Source organism: Acinetobacter sp. CS-2 (genome assembly GCF_016599715.1).
Classification (GTDB): Bacteria; Pseudomonadota; Gammaproteobacteria; order Pseudomonadales; family Moraxellaceae; genus Acinetobacter.
Map to the genome: position 1 here is coordinate 150,627 of NZ_CP067021.1, position 10,951 is coordinate 161,577.

Sequence of the window (10,951 nt, forward strand, 5' to 3'; positions counted from 1 at the left end):
TCAGGCTATTTACTTGCCATTGCTTGTGAAAGTGCAATCCTACGAATGTTACCCGTAGACTTAGAACGATCTGTCACTTCAATTGAGCCGTCAGATAATTTGCTTTCAGCAGAAACTAGCGCAGCCAATACCGCTTCTTTACGTTCATTTGACTTGTATTGTTGATATTGCAAGTTCAAGCGTTCAGTACCTTGAATTAAACCATCGACCATCAAACCACGTTCATCTTTAATCGCTTGTGATTTAGCAAAGTCTTTGTAATCTTGCCCTGAACCTAAATAACGAGCGACACTTTTTTCCAAGTGTTGCATCGGTGCAAGTTTGGTACTTGAATCATGACTATTGGTACCACCACCAGCAACAGGGGAGTATTGCGCTTGAATTGCTTTCAAAGAGGTAATTGCTGGAGAAGTTAAAGCATCTTTCGCCAGTTTAGCCATCACATAATCTTGACCAGCAGATGTTTTCGCAATTTTTCCGTCAATTGGGGCATCAGGTAGACCAACCATGTTGTTGATCAATGCATTTTGAGCACGAGCCATCGCCGTGTCTGGCGCTGCAGTCGTGAATAAAGTTGAAGCTTGTAAACTTAGACTAGCATTTTCACCAGCAGCACCACATAGTCCAGACGCAGCCTGAGAAGTGGTACAAAACTCATTATGAGCTTGTAACATAGCTTCTTGTGCTTTGTGAGGGTTCATGTAGACACCAGGCGCAGCAATCACTTCAGAGCCAACTTTATTTAAAATTGAACTATCAGCAGATTTATTGTCTTGTTGAGCTTGTTCACGATCGCTTAAAACTTCACACGCTTTAAATGCTTGGCCATGTGCACCAAACTCAAATTGAGCTTTTTTCATTTGCTCACTTTGTTTAACAGCTTGGTACGCCGTTACAAGACTTTGTGCGTTTTTATGTGCGTTATCTGAAATACCTTGAGCAGATACAGCCTCTTGTTTCGTCAGGATCTTAATCGCTGTCGTCACATCATCTTGTTGCTTTTTAATGCCCAAAGATAAGTTTGAGTCCAACGCACGTAACGCAGCGCTTTCCACCGCATCAGCCTGTTGAAGAAGCATATTCAAGGTATTTACTGCCATCGGGTTGCCCACGGAAGCACAGTAATAAGCAGATGCAGAACCACTAATGAGGGCGAGGGTTAAACCGAGTGCACTAATTTTTGAACGAGAGCCGTGCGCTTGTGGCGCTTTCATAACTTTACGTGATGTTCTTTTCGGAGTACGCATTATTTAGTCTCCTTAAAATTGAGGCATAGTTTGTGAAAGCTTAACTTTCACTGACTGGCCGTATTTCGTTTTCACATCATCTTTTATCGGCTGAGATTTCGCTAAAAGTAATGCAGACAATAAACCTTCTTCACGCAAACTTTGCTTGTAAGTTTGAAGATCTAAATAAACAGAAACGCCGTTAATGATATTGGCTTCTTTAAGTAGACCGCGTGGATCTTGCATCGCCATCGCCATTTGCCATTTTTTAGCTTCAGGACCGCCGTAGTAACGTGCGATTGTTTGGTCGATCAAATCGTTGGCAGACACCATTTTGCCGTCAATATCTTTGAATGATTTTGTATTTTGCGCGTCAATAACCGCCAAGCTATACGCTGGCATAGCAAGTAAAGCTGTTTTTTGGTTGGTCGCTTGCAAATAATCTCGACCAGCTGGAGTACGTGCCGTTGCAGTAGACAATGATTTATCTGGTGTACCTAAAATGTTTTCACGCACGTAATGTCTTGCTAGAGCTTCTTTTGAGCCAGGTGCAACAGACTTAAACAGTAGGGAAGCATTGGTATCGCCACCCGGTAATTTAGACAACGTACATTGACCAGCTTGTGCTTCAGCAACCGTACAGAATTCAGCTTTATGCACGTTTAGGCGTTGATTAATCACTTCCTGTTGAGAGCCAACTAATTTACCGCCGACTTGAGAAGTTTGAGTCGCCATATCAGCTGCTTGATCAATCACTTGACCAGATGCACTCGACATATTTGTATTTTCAGCCAAAACCTCACAAGACTTAAAGCCTTGACCAGTATTGGCACCATAAGCAAATTGTGCTTTTTTCATGGTATCTGACTGTAAAAGCGCTTGAATACCAGAGGCAATAGTTTGGGTGTTTTTAGTTGTCGCATCGGTAATTTGGTTAGCAGCTTGCGCCTTTTGCTTCACCGCAACTTTAAGCGCTGCAACGATGTTTTCAGTCGAATCATCTAACTTTCTACGGGTACTTTGAGATACTTTTTGAATATCATTTGCTTGGTTGCTTGCATGCTTAGGAATCTGAGAAGACATCTCGCTCATAATCGTACCCAAACCAACCGTAGCCCATTCAGCAAAAACAGGACTACTAATCACCAAAGTTGCACCTAAAATGACAGGTACAAACTTTGATTTTCCTTTAGGCTGTCTTAAAGTATTTTTACGCTTTCTCATAGTCATTACTCAAAGAATTTGGCTGAAGCATTGGAGTTTGGTGTAGTGCGTTGCATCACATTATTAGCCACCGAATAGTTAGCCAGTGATGAAAGAGTACTTCCAGCCATGTATTTATTTTGAAAATCAACGCAAGTTGAAGAAGAGCATTCCATCAATCCGACTGGAACAACGTTGTTAGATGCAATTGACGAGTAGTTCAATGCAACAGTCGCTTGCTGTTCAGAAAGTCGAGAACGAGAAAAAACAAAAGCAGTATCAATGTCGCCATACTGCAGACCATTTGGAATCAAATTACAGACACCCATTTTTGCTTCTTCTACGCCACACGAGGTCGCCAAGTGAAACGCATATGGTGAGGTTGCTTCATCTGTTGAATTTGAGAAAAGTTTCCCTGAAACGTCTTGCATGTATTTAAAAACGTTAAAGTCTTTTAAGTTTCTATTGAGATCGGTTTGTTCACGTTCTTCAAGAGCCGTACAAAAAGCTGAATCAGGGAGGGCAGCATTCGTACCAGAATTTAAAATCGCTTTTTTGATCTCAATATTTTTATCGACACTTTGAATACCAGCAACGATCATTTCTGAATCACGCGTTTGGTTATCAACAATTTGATTTGCACTGACCGCTGTTTGTTGAGTAGATACACGCACAGCAGAACGTACCATCAATTGCTGAGCTTGTATTGCAAGCTCAGAAAGGATAGTGCCAAGACTAAAAGCATTGGTAAAAAGTGGTACGGATAATAGACCAACCGTTAAAGTACCCACCGCAATTGCTTTAACAGGTGAAAACTGATTAACAGTAATTCTTCTTTTACGCAGATTATTTCTATTTTTCATACCACCCCCAACTTAAGAGAAAAAGTCTTTAATTGATTGGGTGACAGAAGTAGATTCTGAACTTGAAGTTTTTGCGTTAGACGGTGTGCTAGTACTGGCTTTTTGATCAGTTGAATAAGAAACTGTACCAGTCGATCTACTACCATTGATTGTATAAGTATCTCCACCCTCAAAAGCACCGCTAGGCATAACTAGACCAGGATCAAGTTTACCAAGTTGACCATTCACAGCAGTACCAAGCGCACCCGATACATCAGTGTATTGACCCGCTTTGTTGATTTCACCTATAACATCATTCAATGGGCCAACAAGTTCAGTACTTGCAGTTTTCATTGCGTCACACGCTTTTTTAGTCGCGTAATCGACAACCATTTGTTGCGCTGCATTGATGATTGTATCAAGTGATGGAATAGTCACAGAAAGGTCAATGATTTTACCGATGTCAGCAAAACAGCCACCTTGACTAGCTGGACTGAACATTTTGTTAATATCGATTGGACGACCCCAAACCGTCATTTGTAGATCTAAGTTGTCTTTAACGACTTTACCGATCCCATCAGTTGCACATGATTCAATATTGGTTTGAATGTTTTGAGCAGCTGCTTGTTCACCTTTTTTAACCGCCATGAAGTTGTTTTCAGCAGCAGTAGAGTTGAATGACGAATTAGAACTGGTAGACGAATAATATCCGCTATTTGAATTCGACAAAGGCGTATCACCACCAGAGCTACTTGCAATGGTCGATGATGTTGCGATGTTTAAGTTACCCATGTTTTGAGTATTACTGGTAACAGAAGCAACGGAACTTTGTTGAACTGCAATAGCACTTGAACACCCAATAACGGTAGCAACAAAAATGCTTAAAGCACTTTTAGTTTTAAAAGCTGGCTTAACATTTTGTAGATTAGGGTTAGTCCTTAAAACATTGCCCCGAATTTGTTGTAGCCTTTTAGCTTTCTTGTGATTGTTACGCATATCTAGCCCTTTAAAAGAGTTATGATTAATGTTTTTTAGAAGCAAGTTCGCAAAGCACTACAACATCTTTTACTACAGCTTCACTACTTAAATATAAGGTAGCTATAAGGTGTTTTAACTCATATATCCTTTTAGCGAACTTATATATAGAATCATAATACCATTCTTCACCATATTGTAGTATATACTTCTCATTGGTTAAACATAGTTTTATGAATTCTTTTAAAATAGGACGCTTAAAAATAATAGCTGTCGTAATATATATAAACTGAGTACTAACCAAACACATTAAAGTATTAATTAGCTCTACTTCCTCTTTTAAGCATTCCTGTAAAACCAATGGCTTTAGGGTTTTAGAAAAACCTTCCTCAGTCACAATATCTTTTAAAAAACCTGAATCCGAGTACTTATTTTTCAGAAAATTACTTAATTCATGCACGTTCTTTAAGTAAATATTGATCTGATCTTTAGACGCAGTTTTGAAATGTTCCTCTACACGTTTTGGATCGTTTAACGTGATGTCGAGCATTTCAGATTCATTATTTTTTTGATTTAAAAGCACAAAAGCGGTGAAGCTGGTAACTTTGCGTGTTTCGCCAAGATAGCCACTACTGCAAGCATTCAAAAAAACAAGGCAATGCTGTTCAGTAAGATACAAGCCGTATTCTTTTGGTGTACCTGATTCAAAGAAATTGAGTGAACGCTTATCAAAATGAAAAGTGTTCTCTAAGGTCTGACAAAAGTAGTTAATAGAGTGTACAAAAGCTTCTGGTACAAAGGTTGTAGGCTCTTGAGACAATGCTATGTTTTGGCTTTCTATGCTCATTCCCACGATTTAGTCCTCTTTGAGAGGTAGGGCGTAATAGCCCATTTGACTTAAAACACGTAAAGGAATATCAAAGTTAAGACTTTGCGTTAGACCAGATTTAGGGTTAAAGGTTTTAGCTGAAGCTATAAACAAAGTTTGCTCATTAATAAACACTTGAATGCTATTCGTGACCTTTTGTTCATCAAGTATGACGCCACATACAATATCTAATTTCACATCAAACGTATAAGCATCCATTTGAACGTCTATTGATTCCCAATCGATCGTCATGAACAAATTTTGGTTTTCAAATTCCAAATTACCTTCTTCAAGAACTTTATTGATTAATCCCTTTTCTAATAATTCCAAGTAAAACGCATGTAAAGGCGTTGCATCTGCAAAACCATGAGGATTAAACGGCGTTCTTGTCGGTTCAGTGATTTTAGTTTGAATCATGTTTAACTCCATTAAAGGGTATTTAGATTCTATCTTAAAACACCCTAAATGTTTTTATTTAAAATTAATTAAAACCCATTGCTATAAGTTGAAGCGCTTTCTTTAGTTTTAACGTTTTCAAGATTGCTTTGCGTAATAGTATCTTTGTAATGCTGACTAAACGCATTTTTACCCGTTTCGTTTATGTTCTTAAGCTCATTTTTAATGACCTTAAGATAGTCTTGATATTTCGGTGACTGTTCTACATAAACTTCGGTCGCTGCAATTGAGAACATGTTCTTATCATTGGTTGCGATCGGAAATAGGGCAGTATAGGAAGCATCTTGCTTGAGCTGGTCCACAGTTGTTTGTTGCTCAATGATCTTCGTCTGATAGTCCAACAATGTTTTATTGATGTTTTCATGACTATGGATAACGAAATTCAACTGTCTGTCATTCGGACGTTCAAGGGTAAACGGCTGATCGATACCAGAAAGCTTATTACAGATCTCCATATTGTATCGGTAGGCTTCAAACGAGTCTGAAAAGTGATTAAAGTCTTTTCGGAGAGCATTATTGTTTTCTAAGTCTTGCTGAAAGTCTTGAAAGCATTGCAATACATATTCATCTTCATTTTTTTCAACGAATAATTGAGCGATGTTGGAGCACTGGTGCCGTTCGCAGAGATCCGCAAGCTTTTGAATGCTTTTAACCTCATTTTTCTTTTCTAAGATATTGCGTAAATGTAGCTGAGTTGCCCGATACTCTTGCATCAACATATTGTGATGCTCGACAAATAGCTCATAATCGCTTTTAAGGTACGGACTGGCACCTTCAATCTCACGCTCTACCTTTTCATGCTTAGAGTTGATTTGAACACGCTCACGCGTGGTATTCACTGTATTTTGACCAAAACCACCTAAGATTTTATCAAAAGTAATCATCGCATCGATGTCGCCAGATACGTTTTTATAGAGATCCATGATTAACGCCCCAATGTTTGATCATTGTCATGATCGTTTCTACGTGCGACTTCTAAATCTATATGCTTATCAAGGTCACTCAAAAATTGAGATGTCGTGTTTTTCTCAAGCTTTACTTGGTCTAAGTAGTTTTTAGTATTGAGATTCAAACCATCTTGGAGCGCTTCTAAGCGTAGGCCAGTTTTATCAAAATCAGCCTCAAGGATCTGATTCACTTCTTTGATTTTGTCCATGTCTTGCTGTTCTAGACGGTGTAACTTCACATCTTCATGAATCGCAGCGATATAGTGATCGGTTAAGATCTCTTGCTTTAAGTGCTGAAGCGCAATTTCCACGTTTCCTGTTTCAGCAATCACGGCGTTGAAGCTGTCAAAGATTTGACCTGTTTCAGCCGAGTTTCTAAATTCAACAATACGAGGCTCAACACTATTAAGGTTTACAAACTTGGCATCACCATACGCAGTAGGTAGTACTAGATGATCATCCATACATTCAAAAAGTTGCTTATATTCAGCATTCATAAGATTTGATGCTGCTTGAAGCTTTAAATCTTGTTGTAACGTGTCTAGGCGTTGGTTGAGATGTAGAAAGCTTTGAACATACATCTCGTTTTGAGAGTTTTCAGGCGCAACAACGGTTGAGGCCATACCTTTAACAACATTTTTCAGTTGCGTATTTTGAATCTGATCAGCAATTTGATTAAGCGCGTTAATGTGATCGGCTTTCACAAGGTTATTGTTTTTCAGTTGTTCAATAAATTGATTTTGTTCAATCACTTTTTCACTTTCCTTTTCGCTGAATAACGAATCTTTAATTTGTTGTTTCACCTGGTCCAAGTTAGAGAAGAGGTGAAGTACTTCTTGTTCATTGCTGTTATTGACTGCATTTAGCAATGTAACAAACACATCATGGCTGATTAGTTGTTGCTGATTATTTTCCGCATTCTGAAATTCAGCAATTTGGCTACGGCTAATGACTTCAACACCAACATCATTGATATAGCTTGCACCAATCGGGGAGAGTTGATTATCTGGAGCTTTTACGGCGTAGTACTCGCCTGATTTGCCATCATCTTTGGCGCATAGACCAATATATGTATTGCCATCTTGCGTAATGATTTTTGAACCGATGCTATTGAGTGCTGCAGAGGGTTGTAACGTACTCAAGGTTTGAATCAATTCTTTTTCGCGATTTTGATGAATTGCATTACTTACTGCTTGGTAAACTTCAGGATCTAAATAAGTCACCTGATTGGCAGATTCTTCATTGAGCGCCGTGACAGTATTCCACTCTAAAATATCTTTACGCGGTATCGTTGTAATACCGGCATTAATAATATCTTCCGTGGTAATTTGACGATCAAGGTTGGTAATGGCCACGGCGTTGTATTCGGGTGCAATTGATTTATGACCTTCCGAATCTGAAGTCAGTACCACGAATTGACCGTAATCCGTTTTCACCATAGCACCTACAACACTGAGCTTGCCTTCCAAAATCATTTTTGAAAGTTCAAGTTCACGTTCGGCAGATCTGGCGTAAGTATTAGTCTGTTCTGCAGTATTGTTGATGGTATCGGCTTTGAGCTTGTCTAAGTATTCGCTTGAAAATTTACCAAGCGCATTTAACTCGTCTATCGGCTCGACAGACTCCAGCTCATACAGTGGAACGGTAGAGGATTCATTCACGATGTCTTTAAGATAAAGCACATCTTTTTCAGTGATATTTTCGAGATCTTCAATCACCGAAAGAGGCACAACGATCGCACGTTTATCCAGATTATCGGAAGCTATATCCAAAACAACCATATTGGTTTGGGTTGTTTCATCTTCATAAACCATACCGACAAACTGTTCAATTTCAGCATTAGAAACATTGTTGTGACGGTCTTTAAAGAATGCTTCTAAGTCAGAATCATGATCAACATAAATACTGTCATAAGGGTTCATTGGTTTACCGTCATTGTTTTGGTCTTGGCTTTGCGGTGCTGATTGAGTTGCCGACTGTTCTGCAGTATTGCCTTTAAACTTACCCAAAAGGTTTGAAAGTTTAGATTTGGCTTTCTTTACTTGATCCGAAATCATTTGACCTGATTGATAGGCACGTTGAATAAACTGATCTTTGTATGAAGCTTTGGCTTCTTCAGTCATTTGTTCTGGATCTTGCCCTAATGGATATTCGGCACCAAGGAACATACGTGCTTGTTCTAAATACTGAGAACAAATGGGTTCAAAAAAGCGACCTTCAAACTCATGGATCTTTTCAGACTTAATGCCTTCGTGCAGTTCTTCAATTGAGAGAAACGTTACTTTGTCTTCAATCGTTTCTAAATAGAACGGCGTAATCGGGGTAGGTGCATCGCTACCTTCCACTTGAGGCGGTAAATCTGCTTCCTTAACCAGTTTGATAAATGGGGTAGAGGATTCAACACCTTCGACAGAATCCTTACCGACTACATCAATCACGATGTATTGTTCACCGTCAATGGCATAGACTTTAGCGACATTTAGATCGAATTCTTCTAAGGTAACGCCGTCACGGTCTTTATTCAGTTGAGTGGTATATGGATCGTTTAAAAGAGGCAACATTTGCTCTTTTGAGATCGGTTTTAAAATATCGGCATTCTTACCAGGTTCAGTCAATTTTGATTTATCGGCTGTATTGGCAAGCTGTTCGGGTTGTTGTGCGTCTGGATGGTTACTTTTAACGGTAACATCAGGATTGATTGGTTTATCCCAAATATTTTTCAGGTTATCAAGGCTTTTGTTCTTGTTGAACATGGCCATAATCGCTGCAATGATCAACTTGATTGTTTTCTTAACCAGTTCAATCATGACTGCAATCATTTTTGCACTGAGCGCAGCGAGTTCATCAGCGACCGTGCGTGGATGGCCGTGGCTATTTTCACGCGCTAAAGGAGGACGTTCGTTACCTTCCTCATTTCGCATATCCTTAAAGCTTTTAGAGGCAACGCTACTTGCAGCCAAACTTGCTTTGTCTTGTGGACCACCAGCAATGTTTAATGTGCTCTTTGGTGTACCTTTTGGTGCATTCGGATCAGCTGATTCAACATCTTCCTTTACTGTCTCTTTAGTCTTCTGATTTTCTTTATGTTCTTTCAAAAGTAGAGCAGCTTGCAACTGGTCGCTATGTTCACGGGTTTCTAATAACTGAATTACTTCCTTGGTTAACGTGTCCGTATTGAATTCAAGATAGTGAATCTCAAGTTGTTCAAGTCGAGCAGCTGTATGGTCGCTATTCACACGCCATTGATCCATGACGATAGTTTTTGGCACTAAGCCAAGTTCTTCAGCTTCAATCCCACGAATTAAGCAAAAGTCACGCACTTGGCGCATCAATGCGTTAATTTGGTTTTTATCGGTTAATTCACCTGAAAAATAGGTATTCGGTGCACCCGTAACTTCGTTGTAGATCTGCTGCTTTGCTTCACGCACGACTTGGTTTTGGTTAATCAAGCCTTCAATCGCGAATTGACGATTACTCAGGAAGTTGAGGGCATTTTCTTTAGTTGCACCCTTCAGGCTTAAACCATAGTAGGGCTGAGTGACAAAAGATTTTGTCTCAAAGTTAAAGAGGGTTTTTTCAGCCACTTGAACGGCTTCAAATGGATTCTCTTCTTTGGAAAGGAGGAAATCAGGATCATTGTCTGATAGGAATAATTTAGAGTCTGCAGTTGTATATACACGGTCTTCAACTGGCAATGAACTGTTATTTTCAGCAATATTGCCTAATCCTTGGTCCAGTGCGTTTTTAGTCTGGATTTTATTCAGATCCGCAATAAACTTAAGATCATCATCATTCTGCAGATCAAGCCCGATGTCTGCAAAGAATTCTAATTGACTGGCTGGATCTCTTTGCTCAAGTGCATCAAATACTTTACCAATCAGAACAGGATCAAGTTCAGCTAAATCATTGACAGTGACAGCGGAAAGATCAAACGTGTTTTCAGGAATGATGGACTGTTCATTCTCGTAGATCGGGTAGCTACTACGCTCATAATCACCTTCGTCAAAAAACATCGGTTCATCATCGTTCAACCGAGTATCTTCAAGAGGGGGAGCGTAATCATAATCTGGGTGCCCAGGAGGTACAGAGTTACCGCCCATAGGCTGATCATATTGATACCCATCATCTTGCATGACTGGCGGTTCTTCCATTAATGGAGGTTCAGATAGGGGATCTTTGGGATGTGGTTCAGACTGGTATTGTTGCGATTGATCTTGTGCAACATTGTTTTGTTGTGGCGTAGGCTGGATGGATTGAAATTCCACGCCGTCCAAACTTAAATCATCCCACTGTTCCAGGCCCTCATTGAAAGTTAATGATTGGCCGTCTTGCAGTTGATCAAGTGTTTGCTCGTCAAAATTATCTTGTTTAGGGCTTTGGTCCATATTTGATCCTTATGACAGGTGGCCTTTCTGATTTTAAGAGTCCTTTTTA

8 protein-coding genes are annotated in these 10,951 nt (G+C 39.5%); all 8 read right to left on the reverse strand.

Annotated features, from left to right (window positions below; genetic code table 11):
- Positions 1-5: 5 nt before the first annotated feature.
- On the reverse strand, positions 6-1,247 hold the full coding sequence (locus tag JFY49_RS16860) for a hypothetical protein (RefSeq protein WP_005005799.1): 1,242 nt from the start codon (positions 1,245-1,247) through the stop codon (positions 6-8).
- Between the two features lie 12 nt (positions 1,248-1,259).
- Complete coding sequence (locus JFY49_RS16865; protein ID WP_005005798.1) at positions 1,260-2,450, reverse strand: hypothetical protein; 1,191 nt, start codon at positions 2,448-2,450, stop codon at positions 1,260-1,262.
- Positions 2,451-2,455: 5 nt separating this feature from the next.
- A complete protein-coding gene (locus tag JFY49_RS16870; protein ID WP_005005796.1) occupies positions 2,456-3,292 on the reverse strand; it encodes a hypothetical protein in 837 nt (278 codons plus the stop codon).
- 12 nt (positions 3,293-3,304) lie between these two features.
- Positions 3,305-4,267 carry a hypothetical protein gene (locus JFY49_RS16875; RefSeq protein WP_200224910.1) on the reverse strand — a complete coding sequence of 321 codons (963 nt, stop codon included), beginning with the start codon at positions 4,265-4,267 and terminating at the stop codon, positions 3,305-3,307.
- A gap of 25 nt (positions 4,268-4,292) precedes the next feature.
- Positions 4,293-5,093 carry a hypothetical protein gene (locus JFY49_RS16880; RefSeq protein ID WP_216078040.1) on the reverse strand — a complete coding sequence of 267 codons (801 nt, stop codon included), beginning with the start codon at positions 5,091-5,093 and terminating at the stop codon, positions 4,293-4,295.
- 9 nt (positions 5,094-5,102) lie between these two features.
- Positions 5,103-5,531, reverse strand: a complete 429-nt coding sequence (locus JFY49_RS16885) for a hypothetical protein (RefSeq protein ID WP_044431645.1) — start codon at positions 5,529-5,531, stop codon at positions 5,103-5,105.
- Between the two features lie 68 nt (positions 5,532-5,599).
- The gene (locus JFY49_RS16890) at positions 5,600-6,493 is read right to left on the reverse strand and encodes a hypothetical protein (RefSeq protein WP_200224911.1); all 894 of its coding nucleotides are present in this window, start codon (positions 6,491-6,493) and stop codon (positions 5,600-5,602) included.
- 2 nt (positions 6,494-6,495) lie between these two features.
- On the reverse strand, positions 6,496-10,902 hold the full coding sequence (locus tag JFY49_RS16895) for a hypothetical protein (protein WP_180079745.1): 4,407 nt from the start codon (positions 10,900-10,902) through the stop codon (positions 6,496-6,498).
- Between the last annotated feature and the right edge of the window lie 49 nt (positions 10,903-10,951).

Bases quoted from the DNA above. Each gene is read 5' to 3' on its own strand.
- JFY49_RS16875 (WP_200224910.1), bottom strand. From the start codon at position 4,267: ATGCGTAACAATCACAAGAAAGCTAAAAGGCTACAACAAATTCGGGGC.
- JFY49_RS16865 (WP_005005798.1), bottom strand. From the start codon at position 2,450: ATGAGAAAGCGTAAAAATACTTTAAGACAGCCTAAAGGAAAATCAAAG.
- JFY49_RS16895 (WP_180079745.1), bottom strand. From the start codon at position 10,902: ATGGACCAAAGCCCTAAACAAGATAATTTTGACGAGCAAACACTTGAT.
- JFY49_RS16885 (WP_044431645.1), bottom strand. From the start codon at position 5,531: ATGATTCAAACTAAAATCACTGAACCGACAAGAACGCCGTTTAATCCT.
- JFY49_RS16880 (WP_216078040.1), bottom strand. From the start codon at position 5,093: ATGAGCATAGAAAGCCAAAACATAGCATTGTCTCAAGAGCCTACAACC.
- JFY49_RS16890 (WP_200224911.1), bottom strand. From the start codon at position 6,493: ATGGATCTCTATAAAAACGTATCTGGCGACATCGATGCGATGATTACT.
- JFY49_RS16860 (WP_005005799.1), bottom strand. From the start codon at position 1,247: ATGCGTACTCCGAAAAGAACATCACGTAAAGTTATGAAAGCGCCACAA.
- JFY49_RS16870 (WP_005005796.1), bottom strand. From the start codon at position 3,292: ATGAAAAATAGAAATAATCTGCGTAAAAGAAGAATTACTGTTAATCAG.